Origin of the sequence: Pseudomonas sp. CC6-YY-74, from assembly GCF_002025205.1 — a bacterium.
GTDB lineage: Bacteria > Pseudomonadota > Gammaproteobacteria > Pseudomonadales > Pseudomonadaceae > Aquipseudomonas > Aquipseudomonas paeninsulae.
This window is the reverse complement of sequence record NZ_CP019947.1, coordinates 4,607,501-4,622,998: the sequence shown is the minus strand read 5'-3', so window position 1 is coordinate 4,622,998 and position 15,498 is coordinate 4,607,501. Positions and strand designations below refer to the sequence as shown.

10 protein-coding genes, 5 tRNA genes, 2 rRNA genes and 1 pseudogene (1 of these 18 running past the window's edge) are annotated in these 15,498 nt (G+C 54.8%); all 18 read right to left on the bottom strand.

Going from position 1 to position 15,498, the window contains the following annotated elements; genetic code table 11:
- Positions 1–20: 20 nt before the first annotated feature.
- On the bottom strand, positions 21–4,094 hold the full coding sequence (rpoB, locus tag B2D37_RS20990; protein WP_079204515.1) for a DNA-directed RNA polymerase subunit beta: 4,074 nt from the start codon (positions 4,092–4,094) through the stop codon (positions 21–23).
- A 220-nt stretch (positions 4,095–4,314) separates the two neighbouring features.
- On the bottom strand, positions 4,315–4,680 hold the full coding sequence (rplL, locus tag B2D37_RS20985; RefSeq protein ID WP_079204514.1) for a 50S ribosomal protein L7/L12: 366 nt from the start codon (positions 4,678–4,680) through the stop codon (positions 4,315–4,317).
- 81 nt (positions 4,681–4,761) lie between these two features.
- Positions 4,762–5,262, bottom strand: a complete 501-nt coding sequence (gene rplJ, locus B2D37_RS20980; protein ID WP_079204513.1) for a 50S ribosomal protein L10 — start codon at positions 5,260–5,262, stop codon at positions 4,762–4,764.
- A 213-nt stretch (positions 5,263–5,475) separates the two neighbouring features.
- A complete protein-coding gene (gene rplA, locus B2D37_RS20975) occupies positions 5,476–6,171 on the bottom strand; it encodes a 50S ribosomal protein L1 (RefSeq protein WP_079204512.1) in 696 nt (231 codons plus the stop codon).
- Positions 6,171–6,602, bottom strand: a complete 432-nt coding sequence (rplK, locus tag B2D37_RS20970) for a 50S ribosomal protein L11 (protein WP_079204511.1) — start codon at positions 6,600–6,602, stop codon at positions 6,171–6,173. The genes rplA and rplK overlap by 1 nt, the downstream gene beginning before the upstream one ends.
- Before the next feature lie 117 nt (positions 6,603–6,719).
- Positions 6,720–7,253, bottom strand: a complete 534-nt coding sequence (gene nusG, locus B2D37_RS20965) for a transcription termination/antitermination protein NusG (protein ID WP_079204510.1) — start codon at positions 7,251–7,253, stop codon at positions 6,720–6,722.
- A gap of 9 nt (positions 7,254–7,262) precedes the next feature.
- Positions 7,263–7,631: a preprotein translocase subunit SecE gene (gene secE / locus B2D37_RS20960; RefSeq protein ID WP_079204509.1), complete on the bottom strand. Its 369-nt coding sequence runs from the start codon at positions 7,629–7,631 to the stop codon at positions 7,263–7,265.
- 43 nt (positions 7,632–7,674) lie between these two features.
- Positions 7,675–7,750 (bottom strand) — tRNA-Trp (locus B2D37_RS20955).
- Positions 7,751–7,804: 54 nt separating this feature from the next.
- Positions 7,805–8,998, bottom strand: a complete 1,194-nt coding sequence (gene tuf, locus B2D37_RS20950; RefSeq protein WP_079204508.1) for an elongation factor Tu — start codon at positions 8,996–8,998, stop codon at positions 7,805–7,807.
- Between the two features lie 84 nt (positions 8,999–9,082).
- A tRNA-Thr gene (locus B2D37_RS20945) sits at positions 9,083–9,158 on the bottom strand.
- Positions 9,159–9,184: 26 nt separating this feature from the next.
- Positions 9,185–9,258: transfer RNA gene (locus B2D37_RS20940), tRNA-Gly, on the bottom strand.
- Positions 9,259–9,282: 24 nt separating this feature from the next.
- A tRNA-Tyr gene (locus B2D37_RS20935) sits at positions 9,283–9,367 on the bottom strand.
- A gap of 142 nt (positions 9,368–9,509) precedes the next feature.
- Positions 9,510–10,181 carry an SPOR domain-containing protein gene (locus B2D37_RS20930; RefSeq protein WP_079204507.1) on the bottom strand — a complete coding sequence of 224 codons (672 nt, stop codon included), beginning with the start codon at positions 10,179–10,181 and terminating at the stop codon, positions 9,510–9,512.
- Between the two features lie 8 nt (positions 10,182–10,189).
- Entirely contained in the window at positions 10,190–10,939 is a 750-nt protein-coding gene (locus B2D37_RS20925; protein WP_079204506.1) for a pantothenate kinase, read from the bottom strand.
- Positions 10,929–11,890: pseudogene (gene birA, locus B2D37_RS20920) on the bottom strand (bifunctional biotin--[acetyl-CoA-carboxylase] ligase/biotin operon repressor BirA). The gene B2D37_RS20925 and the pseudogene birA overlap by 11 nt, the downstream one beginning before the upstream one ends.
- A gap of 134 nt (positions 11,891–12,024) precedes the next feature.
- Positions 12,025–12,140, bottom strand: a 5S ribosomal RNA gene (gene rrf / locus B2D37_RS20915).
- Between the two features lie 152 nt (positions 12,141–12,292).
- Positions 12,293–15,183 (bottom strand): 23S ribosomal RNA (locus B2D37_RS20910).
- A gap of 248 nt (positions 15,184–15,431) precedes the next feature.
- Positions 15,432–15,498: transfer RNA gene (locus B2D37_RS20905), tRNA-Ala, on the bottom strand; it runs 9 nt beyond the window's last position.

Below are 15,498 nucleotides of genomic sequence, written 5' to 3'. Positions count from 1 at the left end.
CTCTCGATTCGCGTCACGTGTTATTCGGTTTCCAGATCGATGTCGATACCGAGTGAACGGATCTCTTTGATCAGTACGTTGAAGGACTCGGGCATGCCCGGCTCCATACGGTGATCACCGTCCACGATGTTTTTGTACATCTTGGTACGGCCGTTCACGTCATCCGACTTAACGGTCAGCATTTCCTGCAGGGTGTAGGCGGCGCCATAGGCTTCCAGTGCCCAGACCTCCATCTCACCAAAGCGCTGACCACCGAACTGCGCCTTACCACCCAGCGGCTGCTGGGTAACCAGGCTGTAGGAACCCGTGGAACGCGCATGCATCTTGTCGTCCACCAGGTGGTTCAGTTTCAACATGTACATGTAGCCAACGGTAGTCGGACGCTCGAACTGGTTACCCGTCCGACCGTCGATCAGGCGCATCTGACCGCTCTCCGGCAAATCTGCCAGTTTGAGCATGGCCTTGATTTCGCTTTCCTTGGCACCGTCGAACACCGGGGTGGCCATAGGCACGCCGCCGCGCAGGTTCTTCGCCAGGTTGAGGATTTCCTGATCGCTCAGTTCATCCAGGTTTTCCTGACGGCCGCCGATCTCGTTGTAGATCTGCTGCATGAACTTGCGCAGCTCGGAGACCTTGCGCTGCTCTTCAAGCATGCGGTTGATCTTCTCGCCCAGCCCTTTGGCCGCAAGGCCCAGGTGGGTTTCAAGGATCTGCCCGACGTTCATCCGCGACGGTACGCCCAACGGGTTGAGAACGATGTCGACTGGCGTGCCATGCACGTCGTGCGGCATGTCTTCGACCGGCATGATTACCGAGACCACACCCTTGTTACCGTGACGACCAGCCATCTTGTCGCCCGGCTGGATGCGACGACGGATTGCCAGGTAAACCTTGACGATCTTCAGCACGCCCGGCGCCAGGTCATCGCCCTGTTGCAGTTTGCGCTTCTTGTCTTCGAACTTGTCGTCGAGCAACTGACGGCGATCGGAGATGTAGGCCTGGGCCTTTTCCAACTGCTCGTTCAGCGCGTCTTCTGCCATGCGCAGCTTGAACCACTGACCATGTTCGAGGCCGTCGAGGAACTCGTCGGTGATCTCCGTGCCCTTCTTCAGGCCAGCGCCGCCTTCGGCCTTCTTGCCGACCAAGGCTGCACGCAGACGCTCAAAAGTCGCGCCCTCAACGATGCGGAACTCTTCGTTCAAGTCCTTGCGGATCTCGTCGAGCTGGCTTTTCTCGATGGACAGCGCACGAGCATCACGCTCTACGCCGTCACGAGTGAAGACCTGGACGTCGATAACGGTGCCTTTGGTACCAGTCGGCACACGCAGGGAGGTGTCCTTAACATCGGAGGCCTTCTCACCGAAGATTGCACGCAACAGCTTCTCTTCCGGCGTCAGCTGGGTCTCGCCTTTCGGGGTGACCTTGCCGACCAGAATGTCGCCGGCGCCCACTTCGGCACCTACGTAAACGATACCGGCTTCGTCCAGCTTGTTCAGGGCAGCCTCACCGACGTTCGGGATGTCGGAGCTGATCTCCTCCGGCCCGAGCTTGGTGTCACGCGCCACACAGGTCAGTTCCTGAATGTGGATCGTAGTGAAGCGGTCTTCCTGGACCACACGCTCCGAGAGGAGGATGGAGTCTTCGAAGTTGTAGCCGTTCCACGGCATGAACGCGACGCGCATGTTCTGACCCAGCGCCAGTTCACCCATATCGGTGGACGGACCGTCGGCCAGGATGTCGCTGCGCTCGACCTGATCACCCTTGCTCACCAGCGGACGCTGATTGATGCAGGTATTTTGGTTGGAGCGGGTGTATTTGGTCAGGTTATAGATGTCGACACCGGCTTCGCCAGTTTCGACTTCGTCATTGTTGACCCGAACCACGATACGGCTGGCGTCGACCGAGTCGATCACACCACCGCGGCGCGCCACTACGCAAACGCCGGAGTCACGCGCTACGTTGCGCTCCATACCGGTACCGACCAGCGGCTTGTCGCAACGCAGAGTCGGCACGGCCTGACGCTGCATGTTCGAACCCATCAACGCACGGTTGGCGTCGTCGTGCTCGAGGAACGGAATCAACGAGGCGGCAACCGAAACTACCTGCTTCGGCGAAACGTCCATCAGGGTGACGTCTTCAGGCGCTTTAACGGTGAATTCGTTGAGGTGACGCACAGCCACCAACTCATCAACCAGCTGACCTTTGTCGTTCATCGTGGCCGAAGCCTGGGCGATTACGTGATCGGCCTCTTCGATCGCCGAGAGGAAGACGATTTCGTTAGTCACCAGGGTGTCGTTCACCACACGGTACGGGCTCTCGAGGAAGCCGTACTGGTTGGTGCGCGCATAGGCCGCCAGGGAGTTGATCAGACCGATGTTCGGACCTTCCGGCGTTTCGATCGGGCACACACGGCCGTAATGGGTCGGGTGTACGTCACGGACTTCGAAGCCAGCACGCTCACGGGTCAGACCGCCCGGGCCAAGAGCCGAAACACGGCGCTTGTGGGTGATCTCGGAGAGCGGGTTGTTTTGGTCCATGAACTGCGAAAGCTGGCTGGAACCGAAGAACTCTTTCACCGCCGCCGCAACCGGCTTGGCGTTGATCAGGTCCTGCGGCATCAGGCCTTCGCTTTCGGCCATCGACAGGCGCTCTTTAACCGCGCGCTCGACACGTACCAGGCCCACGCGGAACTGGTTCTCGGCCATCTCGCCGACGCAACGAACGCGGCGGTTACCCAGGTGGTCGATGTCGTCGACGATGCCCTTGCCGTTACGGATATCGACCAGGGTCTTGAGAACCGCGACGATGTCTTCCTTGCACAACACACCCGAACCTTCGATTTCGGTACGCCCGATACGACGGTTGAACTTCATCCGACCGACTGCAGACAGGTCGTAACGCTCAGGACTGAAGAACAGGTTGTTGAACAGCGTCTCGGCGGCATCCTTGGTTGGCGGCTCGCCAGGACGCATCATGCGGTAAATCTCGACCAGCGCTTCCAACTGATTGGTAGTGCTGTCGATCTTCAGGGTGTCGGAGATAAACGGACCGCAATCGATATCGTTGGTGTACAGCGTTTCGATCCGCACAACTTGAGCCTTGACCACCTTGGCCAGGATCTCAACGTTCAGCTCGGTATTGCACTCAGCGATGATTTCGCCAGTCGCCGGATGGACGATGGCCTTGGCACTCGTGCGCCCAATCAGGTAATCGATCGGCACTTCCAGCTCTTTGGTGCCAGCCTTGTCCAACTGATTGATATGCCGTGCGGTAATCCGACGGCCCTGCTCAACGATGATTTTGCCCTTCTCGTCCTTGATGTCGAGAACGGCGATTTCACCACGCAGACGATGCGGTACCAGTTCCAGGTTGAGGGTCTCGCCCTTCACGTGGAATACGTTGGTCGCATAGAAGGCGTCGAGCACTTCTTCAGTGCTGTAACCCAGCGCACGCAGCAGCACCGAAGCCGGCAATTTGCGGCGACGGTCGATACGTACGAATACGGCGTCCTTCGGGTCGAACTCGAAGTCCAGCCAGGACCCACGGTAAGGAATGATCCGCGCCGAGTACAGCAGCTTGCCCGAGCTGTGGGTCTTGCCACGATCGTGATCGAAGAACACGCCTGGGGAGCGATGCAACTGGGAGACGATGACGCGCTCGGTACCGTTGATAACGAAGGTACCGTTCTCGGTCATCAGGGGGATTTCCCCCATGTAGACTTCTTGCTCTTTAATGTCTTTGATCGCTTTGTTCGACGATTCTTTGTCGAAAATGATCAGGCGCACTTTTACCCGTAACGGCACAGCGAATGTGACGCCGCGCAACACGCATTCTTTTACGTCAAATGCCGGATCGCCCAAGCGATAACCAACATACTCCAGGGCCGCGTTGCCGGAGTAGCTGATGATCGGGAAAACGGACTTGAAGGCCGCATGCAGGCCGATGTCACGAAACTGGTCCTTGGTCGCTCCCGCCTGCAGGAATTCGCGATACGAATCCAGCTGGATGGCCAGGAGATAAGGCACATCCATGACATCCGGCAACTTGCTAAAGTCCTTGCGGATACGTTTTTTCTCAGTATATGAGTAAGCCATCAGCGTTCCCCAGCTTGGTCACCTGCTTATTTGGCCTCTCCGACGGGAGCAGCCAGAAACTCTTGCAAACCCTTTGGTTTGCGCCACCGCTCAGGGTGGGTTGTTCCCATTGAGGGCCGACCAGTGAATAGCCGACCTACAACGGAAAAAGGCCGGTGGCAAAAGCCACCAGCCATCAGCCTTACGCGAGTCGCTCAGGCTGTAGACGCAAGGTCGTCGCTTACTTGAGCTCGACTTTAGCGCCAGCTTCTTCCAGGACTTTGACTGCAGCTGCAGCTTCGTCCTTCGAAACGCCTTCTTTGACAACGCCAGGAGCGCCATCAACTACGGCCTTGGCTTCTTTCAGACCCAGACCGGTCAGTTCACGAACAGCCTTGATCACGTTTACTTTCTTCTCGCCACATTCCAGCAGCACAACGTTGAACTCGGTTTGCTCTTCAGCTACAGCGGCAACGGCAGCAGCCGGGCCAGAAGCAGCAGCGGCAGTAACACCGAACTTCTCTTCCATTGCCTTGATCAGTTCAACAACCTGCATCACGGACATGTCGGATACGGCGGTGATGATGTCTTCGTTGGTCAGAGCCATGACTCTAAATTCCTGTATTGGGGGACAGCCTTCGCGGCCATCAAATTAAACAAATAAGATTGAAAGACGACGCAGCCAGCCTTAGGCCGCTGCAGCTTCTTTCTGGTCGCGAACAGCCGCCAAAGTACGAACGAACTTGCTGGTAGCGCCTTGCATCACGCTCATCAGCTGAGAAATCGCTTCGTTGTAAGTCGGCAGAGTTGCCAGTACGTCGATCTGATGGGCTGCGAGGAACTGACCCTCGAACGCAGCTGCCCTGATCTCGAACTTGCTCTGACCCTTGGCGAAATCCTTGAAAATACGAGCAGCAGCGCCCGGATGTTCATTGGAGAACGCAATCAGGGTCGGGCCTTTGAACACGTCGTTGAGCACGTCGAACTGAGTGCCCTCAACGGCGCGGCGCAGCAGGGTGTTACGCACGACTTTCACGTACACGCCAGATGCGCGGGCCTCTTTACGGAGTCCGGTCATTGCAGCTACGGTCACGCCACGGGCATCAGCCACGACAGCGGACAGGGCAGCTTTGGCAGCCTCGTTGACTTCAGCGACGATGGCCTTTTTGTCTTCGAGTTTAATTGCCACGGGTTTACTCCTGGATGTTACCGTTTCGTCCAACCGAAGCTGGACGGCGTTTTGGTGTCTGATTCGGTAAGAATCGGGAGCACCATCTGCGTAGGCTGCCGGAGATCACTCGCCGGGTTTAAGGCTTACACCACCTACGGTCTTGGATAGCCCCCGCCAGGCAGGGACCCCAATTTTGCAGACTGACGCAATCACTTGCGCCAGCCGAATTCATTACGCGTCGAGCGAAGCTTGGTCGATAACCAGACCAGGACCCATGGTGGTGCTCAGGGTCACGCGCTGAACGTAGATGCCTTTCGAAGTCGACGGCTTGAGACGCTTCAGATCGGAGATCAGCGCTTCAACGTTTTGCTTCAGCTTCTCGGCGTCAAAACCAACCTTACCCACGGAACCATGGATGATGCCGTTTTTGTCGGTACGGAAACGCACTTGACCAGCCTTGGCATTGCGTACGGCAGTGGCAACGTCTGGAGTTACGGTACCGACTTTCGGGTTCGGCATCAGGCCGCGCGGGCCGAGGATCTGACCCAACTGACCGACAACGCGCATGGCATCCGGGGATGCGATAACCACGTCATAGTTCAGATCGCCGCCCTTCATCTCGGCAGCCAGCTCATCCATGCCTACGCGATCAGCGCCGGCAGCCAGAGCCGCTTCAGCAGCCGGCCCCTGGGTGAACACAGCAACCCGTACGCTTTTACCGGAGCCGTTCGGCAGCACGGTAGCACCACGTACAACCTGGTCGGATTTACGCGGGTCGACGCCGAGGTTCACCGCGACATCAACAGACTCGGAGAACTTGACAACCGAAAGCTCAGCCAGCAGAGCAGCAGCCTCGGTGAAGTTGTAGGCTTTGCCCGGCTCAATCTTCGCCGCGATTGCCTTTTGACGCTTGGTCAGCTTAGCCATTACACACCCTCCACGTTGAGGCCCATGCTACGAGCAGAGCCGGCGATAGTACGCACGGCCGCATCCATATCAGCGGAAGTCAGATCAGCCTGCTTGGTCTTGGCGATCTCTTCCAGCTGAGCACGAGTCACAGTGCCAACCTTGACGGTGTTCGGACGAGCCGAACCACTGGTCAAGCCAGCAGCCTTCTTCAGCAGAACTGAAGCCGGAGTGCTTTTAGTTTCAAAGGTAAAGCTGCGGTCGCTGTACACAGTGATGATCACTGGCGTCGGCAGACCGGGCTCCATACCCTGGGTCCTGGCGTTAAATGTCTTGCAGAACTCCATGATGTTCACACCATGCTGACCCAATGCCGGGCCTACTGGCGGGCTCGGGTTAGCCTGTCCAGCCTTTACTTGCAGCTTGATATAAGCCGTTATTTTCTTAGCCATGAGCCACTCCAATTACGGGTTCTAGCGCCTTACGGCTCCCCGATGATTTACGCATTTATCCCAGTGACGACAAAACCCCGCAGCTTGCGACTGCGGGGTAAGGGATGCTTGTGTCAGTTATGCCTTTTCGACCTGACTGAACTCCAGCTCGACCGGGGTGGAGCGACCAAAAATAGTCACCGCCACCTGGATGCGGCTTTTCTCATAATTAACTTCTTCGACCACGCCACTAAAGTCAGCGAACGGGCCATCAACAACGCGAACCATTTCACCCGGCTCAAACAGTGTCTTAGGCTTCGGCTTATCACCGCTATCAGCGACGCGGCGCAGGATTGCATCGGCTTCCTTGTCGGTAATCGCCGCCGGCTTATCGGCAGTTCCACCGATAAAGCCCATGACCCGAGGGGTATCCTTGACCAAGTGCCAAGTGCCTTCGTTCATGTCCATCTGCACCAGCACATAGCCAGGAAAGAATTTGCGCTCGCTTTTGCGCTTCTGACCATTGCGCATTTCCACTACTTCTTCAGTAGGGACCAGGATCTCACCGAAACCATCTTCCATACCGGCGAACTTTACGCGCTCAATCAACGAGCGCATCACATGCTTCTCGTAACCCGAGTAAGCATGCACAACGTACCAACGCTTAGCCACGGGACACCTTTAACCGACTACAAACGAAACAAGCCAACCCAGCAGGGTATCCAGACCCCACAACAGCAGCGCCATCACCAGAACAACAGCCACGACAATCAACGTAGTTTGCGTGGTTTCCTGACGGGTCGGCCAAACGACCTTACGAATTTCAATGCGCGCTTCTTTTGCCAGCTCAAAAAACACCCGCCCTTTCGTCGTCTGCAGCGCAACAGCACCAGCCACAACAGAAAGTACAAGCAAGGCCAGTACACGGTACAGGATCGGCTCAGCAGAGAAGTACTGATTACCGACCACACCGACCACCACCAAAGCGGATACCACAACCCACTTCAGCAGATCAAAGCGCGAATCTTTGGCTTCAGCCTTAACAGTCATTTACGAGGATCCTGTGAGAAGACACGCCAAATTCGTTAGAAAATGGCAGGTCAGGAGGGAATCGAACCCCCAACCTGCGGTTTTGGAGACCGCCGCTCTGCCAATTGAGCTACTGACCTAAAACTAAAATCAGGCCGACCATTATGCCGGCCCGACAGGGACAGATCAACCGATTACTCGATGATCTTAGCAACCACACCCGCACCAACGGTACGACCACCTTCACGAATCGCGAAGCGCAGACCATCTTCCATGGCGATAGGAGCGATCAGAGTGACAACCATCTTGACGTTGTCGCCAGGCATCACCATCTCAACGCCTTCCGGCAATTCGCAGTTACCAGTCACATCGGTAGTGCGAAAGTAAAACTGCGGACGATAGCCCTTGAAGAATGGCGTATGACGACCACCCTCATCCTTAGACAACACGTACACCTCGCCCTCGAACTTGGTATGCGGCTTGATGGTACCTGGCTTAGCCAGAACCTGACCTCGCTCCACGTCGTCACGCTTGGTGCCGCGCAGCAAAATACCACAGTTCTCGCCAGCACGACCTTCATCAAGCAGCTTGCGGAACATCTCGACACCAGTACAGATAGTCTTGGTGGTATTACGAATACCAACAATCTCTACCTCTTCCTGGATCTTGACGATGCCGCGCTCGATACGACCAGTCACCACAGTGCCGCGCCCGGAGATCGAGAACACGTCCTCGATCGGCATCAGGAACGGCCGGTCGATCGCACGCACAGGCTCGGGAATGTAAGTATCCAGAGTCTCAACCAGCTTGCGCACAGCAGTAGTACCCATCTCGTTGTCGTCCTGGCCATTCAGAGCCATCAACGCCGAGCCGATCACGATCGGAGTGTCGTCACCTGGGAAGTCATACATCGACAACAGGTCACGCACCTCCATCTCAACCAGCTCCAACAGCTCAGCGTCATCCACCATGTCAGCCTTGTTCAGGAAGACCACGATGTAAGGAACACCCACCTGACGGGACAGCAGAATGTGCTCACGAGTCTGCGGCATCGGGCCGTCAGCCGCGGAGCAAACCAAGATAGCGCCATCCATTTGCGCAGCACCAGTGATCATGTTTTTCACATAGTCAGCGTGGCCAGGACAATCGACGTGCGCATAATGACGAATAGCGGAGTCGTATTCGACATGGGAAGTATTAATAGTGATACCACGCGCCTTTTCTTCCGGGGCGTTGTCGATCTGGGAGAAGTCACGCGCAGAGCCACCCCAAGCCTCAGCACAGACCTTGGTCAGCGCTGCAGTCAGAGTAGTCTTACCGTGGTCGACGTGGCCGATAGTGCCTACGTTGACATGCGGCTTATTACGTTCAAACTTTTCCTTAGCCATCTCGACTGCCTCCAAACGAAGAATTGAGCGAGTCATATCACCATTAAAACAAAGGCAGATACTTTCATATCTGCCTTTGTTGAATGGAGCTCATGAGCGGACTCGAACCGCTGACCTCACCCTTACCAAGGGTGTGCTCTACCAGCTGAGCTACATGAGCGTTACACATTACGCAAACCACAAACATGGAGCGGGTAGCGGGAATCGAACCCGCATCATCAGCTTGGAAGGCTGAGGTTCTACCACTGAACTATACCCGCGGAGCTTGTAGCTCACGCTAAATCTGGTGGAGGGAGAAGGATTCGAACCTTCGAAGTCGATGACGTCAGATTTACAGTCTGATCCCTTTGGCCGCTCGGGAATCCCTCCAGAAGGAGGCGGCATTCTCTTTAGAAGCCACCCTACTGTCAAGCAATTTCTCATTAAAAACCTGAGGTTAGCTGCACTAACAGTAACTTCGCAGATTTTGCCGTTAAGGCTTAGCTGCGAAGCGGGCGCCATTCTATTCAATCTAAGGAAAGGTTGCAATGCTTTCGCACGGCATCAATTGATGTTGCAACCCATTGAAGTCGATAGCCAAACTCTGCAAGAGTGGATCGCCGACCAAGCGACGGCTTTCGGGGGCGATTCGCACCCAATAGCTTCGCTGAGACCGAGGCAACTCCCTTAGCGCGGACTCGTAACCAGCATCATGCAGACGCTGCATCACACTCTTTGCCGAATCCTCACGCGGAAAGATCCCCAGAGATATCCCATTGGCCAAATCCCCCTGGGTAATTAGGTAGCTGTCTATTTTTCGCGCCTGCAACTCTTTCAACTGCCGAAGCGATGCCTGACGTGAGGCCAGTGGCGCTAAATACACCCAATACTCGACTTCTGCCGTAGCATCCACTGACTGCACGCGCGAGCGAATATCGAGACTGATCAACCGCTGCTCGACAGCTGTAGCAGCAGACTTCGACTCAAAGCCACCTAGAAAAAGGCAGACAGCCTCAGCCTCCTTGCTGACCGCCTGCTCACGCCGCACTGGCTCATCAGACTCACTCAGCAGTTGAATGTCGCGCTTGCTGTCTAGAGCAAGCGCCAGTGGCGCAACGTCTTTAGGACGCAATGGCGCCTGCTGCTGATGCCACACGTAATAAAACAGATTCAATACAATCAGCAACAATAATATCCAGCGCATGCATGACCTCAACGCAACGGACAGGCGATTGCCAAACCGATAAAAACCAGGTCAGGGACCACCCGAGCATCAGGCAGCATGTCGACCACTAAAGAAGCATCGCCACCGGTTAGAAAGACCACGAAGCGCCCCCCCCAATAGTCGCGAGCCATATCCAGCTGAGTACGAACAAACCCCTGCAGCATCAATGAACAACCTCGCTCAACCGCTTCAGCCGTCGAGCGCCCAGGGGCTAGGTTCTGCATCGCTTGCTCGGCAAGCTGATCGTCATAACGTGTTCGCCGGGTGTGAGTACGCAATTGATTACGCATCAAAGGCACACCAGGACAAATAAAACCGCCAAGATGCCGGCCATCAGCATCAACCAAATCAGAGGTCACAGCAGTGCCCAAGTCTAGTACCAAGCAGGCCTGCTGGGCCTGTTGGTATGCACCAACCAGAGCGAGCCAGCGATCAAGCCCTAGACGCTCGTACTGCTCATAGCCATTACGCACACCAGCCAACTCCACAGCCGGATGCGCACAGATACACTCTATGCAAAATGCTCGCCTCAGCGCATCGACAAGTCGCTCAGTTTCTTCATCCGAGCGCACACTCACCAAACGACAAGCACGCAGGTCGACCAATTGTTGTTGTTGCACAGCCAAAACGAGCTCCTCATCGGCACCAGCAACACCACCACAACCCGTACTCACGCCACTTTCTGTGACTATTCGCCATTTGATAAAGCTATTTCCACAATCGAGCTCAAGAATCATTGTTCAACCTCAAACTGAGCTCCCCACCACTAAAGCTTTGCTCTACTCCGGCAACACGCAAGCGAAGGGCGCCTGACCGATCAACCCCTAATACCACCCCACTAACCGGGCGGGCACCTGTCGTTAGCGTCACATTACGGCCCTGCCAAAGATGGTTGTCCTGCCACTCATCCCTCAGAGCGGAAAACCCACTCGCCTGATGCACACCCAGATACAGCGACAACTGACGATTAAGCTCACCTACAAACTCATTGCGATCCACCAAGCCCCCTAACTCAGCACGCATAGAAGTCCACGGCTGATCAATCCCCCCCTGTCGGCAAGCATGTTCACGTTGACTCCAATACCTATCACCACGTGACAAACATCAGCCGGATCGCCAGACAACTCCAGGAGAATGCCTGCTACCTTGCGGCCATCGACCAATACGTCGTTAGGCCACTTCAACCCCGCAGCGGTCATCCCCGCTGTACGTAGCGCACGGAGTAAAGCCAAGCCCACAACTAGACTCAACCCCTCGAGCTGACGCATACCACCATCGACTTGAAGAGCAAGGCTGTAATAGAGATTCTCACCAAAGGGGCTCACCCAATTGCGCCCCCGACGACCACGCCCAGAAGTCTGGCGCTCCGCCAATATGATAAAAGGCGGCACCTGACCGCCCGCCAAACGCCTTAACACCTCCGCATTAGTCGAATCCACGGAGGGCAAAATTCTCAACGGCCAAATCGGTCTAGATTCACCGGCGGCCAGCACATTTTCATCCAAGAGGAGAAGCGGACTCTCCAAGCGATAGCCACGCCCGCGAACCCTGTGAACAGGCAACGCTAACTCAGCCTCCAAGGACTGTAATTGCTTCCATATCGCTGAGCGACTAACACCCAAGGCGGCGCCAAGCGCTTCACCCGAATGAAAACTCCCATCTTGAAGCAGCCTTAGTAATGGCAACATGCTGATCTCACCGAGTAACAAGGCACGCATGATAACGGCGCGTCCACAGGTTGCCTACAGAGAGAGATTGAGTTTTTCCTGCCCACAAAGACAAACCCCCACCCGTTTTCACGGATGGGGGGTTTGGAATACAAGCTTGACGATGACCTACTCTCACATGGGGAAACCCCACACTACCATCGGCGATGCATCGTTTCACTACTGAGTTCGGGATGGGATCAGGTGGTTCCAATGCTCTATGGTCGTCAAGCAATTCGGGTGGAACATCGTGCTTCTTTTATCGAGAAGGACGCGGCTCCAAATTGGGTATGTGATAAAGGGTAGTGCGTGGTCTTGCAAACTTTCGGTGTGTTGTCGACTTCGATCGTCTAGCACACAAACAGCAAATTGTTTGGGTGTTATATGGTCAAGCCTCACGGGCAATTAGTATTGGTTAGCTCAACGCCTCACAGCGCTTACACACCCAACCTATCAACGTCGTAGTCTTCGACGGCCCTTTAGGGAACTCAAGGTTCCAGTGAGATCTCATCTCGAGGCAAGTTTCCCGCTTAGATGCTTTCAGCGGTTATCTTTCCCGAACGTAGCTACCCGGCAATGCCACTGGCGTGACAACCGGAACACCAGAGGTTCGTCCACTCCGGTCCTCTCGTACTAGGAGCAGCCCCTCTCAAATCTCAAACGTCCACGGCAGATAGGGACCGAACTGTCTCACGACGTTCTAAACCCAGCTCGCGTACCACTTTAAATGGCGAACAGCCATACCCTTGGGACCGGCTTCAGCCCCAGGATGTGATGAGCCGACATCGAGGTGCCAAACACCGCCGTCGATATGAACTCTTGGGCGGTATCAGCCTGTTATCCCCGGAGTACCTTTTATCCGTTGAGCGATGGCCCTTCCATACAGAACCACCGGATCACTAAGACCTACTTTCGTACCTGCTCGACGTGTCTGTCTCGCAGTCAAGCGCGCTTTTGCCTTTATACTCTACGACCGATTTCCGACCGGTCTGAGCGCACCTTCGTACTCCTCCGTTACTCTTTAGGAGGAGACCGCCCCAGTCAAACTACCCACCATACACTGTCCTCGATCCGGATAACGGACCAGAGTTAGAACCTCAAGGTTGCCAGGGTGGTATTTCAAGGTTGGCTCCACGCGAACTAGCGTCCACGCTTCAAAGCCTCCCACCTATCCTACACAAGCAAGCTCAAAGTCCAGTGCAAAGCTATAGTAAAGGTTCACGGGGTCTTTCCGTCTAGCCGCGGATACACTGCATCTTCACAGCGATTTCAATTTCACTGAGTCTCGGGTGGAGACAGCGCCGCCATCGTTACGCCATTCGTGCAGGTCGGAACTTACCCGACAAGGAATTTCGCTACCTTAGGACCGTTATAGTTACGGCCGCCGTTTACCGGGGCTTCGATCAAGAGCTTCGCGTTAGCTAACCCCATCAATTAACCTTCCGGCACCGGGCAGGCGTCACACCCTATACGTCCACTTTCGTGTTTGCAGAGTGCTGTGTTTTTAATAAACAGTCGCAGCGGCCTGGTATCTTCGACCGGCGTGGGCTTACGCAGTAAATGCTTCACCCTCACCGGCGCACCTTCTCCCGAAGTTACGGTGCCATTTTGCCTAGTTCCTTCACCCGAGTTCTCTCAAGCGCCTTGGTATTCTCTACCTAACCACCTGTGTCGGTTTGGGGTACGGTTCCTAGTTACCTGAAGCTTAGAAGCTTTTCCTGGAAGCATGGCATCAACCACTTCGTCGTCTAAAAGACAACTCGTCATCAGTTCTCGGCCTTGATCTCCCGGATTTACCTAAGAAATCAGCCTACCACCTTAAACACGGACAACCAACGCCGTGCTGGCCTAGCCTTCTCCGTCCCTCCATCGCAGTAACTAGAAGTACGGGAATATTAACCCGTTTTCCATCGACTACGCATTTCTGCCTCGCCTTAGGGGCCGACTAACCCTGCGTCGATTAACGTTGCGCAGGAAACCTTGGTCTTTCGGCGTGGGTGTTTTTCACACCCATTATCGTTACTCATGTCAGCATTCGCACTTCTGATACCTCCAGCAAGCTTCTCAACTCACCTTCACAGGCTTACAGAACGCTCCTCTACCGCTCATCCTAAGATGAACCCGTAGCTTCGGTGTATGGTTTGAGCCCCGTTAAATCTTCCGCGCAGGCCGACTCGACTAGTGAGCTATTACGCTTTCTTTAAAGGGTGGCTGCTTCTAAGCCAACCTCCTAGCTGTCTAAGCCTTCCCACATCGTTTCCCACTTAACCATAACTTTGGGACCTTAGCTGACGGTCTGGGTTGTTTCCCTTTTCACGACGGACGTTAGCACCCGCCGTGTGTCTCCCGTGCTGACACTTGTTGGTATTCGGAGTTTGCATCGGGTTGGTAAATCGGGATGATCCCCTAGCCGAAACAGTGCTCTACCCCCAACAGTGATACACGAGGCGCTACCTAAATAGCTTTCGAGGAGAACCAGCTATCTCCGAGCTTGATTAGCCTTTCACTCCGATCCACAGGTCATCCGCTAACTTTTCAACGGTAGTCGGTTCGGTCCTCCAGTTAGTGTTACCCAACCTTCAACCTGCCCATGGATAGATCGCCCGGTTTCGGGTCTATTCCCAGCGACTAGACGCCCTATTAAGACTCGCTTTCGCTACGCCTCCCCTATTCGGTTAAGCTTGCCACTGAAAATAAGTCGCTGACCCATTATACAAAAGGTACGCAGTCACCCAACAAAGTAGGCTCCCACTGCTTGTACGCATACGGTTTCAGGATCTATTTCACTCCCCTCTCCGGGGTTCTTTTCGCCTTTCCCTCACGGTACTAGTTCACTATCGGTCAGTCAGTAGTATTTAGCCTTGGAGGATGGTCCCCCCATATTCAGACAAAGTTTCTCGTGCTCCGTCCTACTCGATTTCATGACTAAGAGATTTTCGCGTACAGGGCTATCACCCACTATGGCCGTACTTTCCAGAACGTTCCGCTAATCTCAAAGCCACTTAAGGGCTAGTCCCCGTTCGCTCGCCACTACTAAGGGAATCTCGGTTGATTTCTATTCCTCAGGGTACTTAGATGTTTCAGTTCCCCTGGTTCGCCTCACACACCTATGTATTCAGTGTGTGATAACCATCTTATGATGGCTGGGTTCCCCCATTCAGACATCTCCGGATCAAAGGTTGTTTGCCACCTCCCCGAAGCTTTTCGCAGGCTACCACGTCTTTCATCGCCTCTGACTGCCAAGGCATCCACCGTATGCGCTTCTTCACTTGACCATATAACCCCAAGCAATCTGGTTACTGTCTATAACGTGAAGACGACATTCGCCGAAAATTTGCAATTGAGAACACGCAAATTTTACCTTGACCAAATTAACTGCCAGTGAAAGCAGTCAATCAGTCACTTCTATCACATACCCAAATTTTTAAAGAACGATTTTTCTTACCGGTCAAAGACCAGAAATCAACATTCAGCTACCGTCGGCAGGAATGTTCAGTTCTGAACTCTCTACAACGTCATAAAGTGGTGGAGCCAAACGGGATCGAACCGTTGACCTCCTGCGTGCAAGGCAGGCGCTCTCCCAGCTGAGC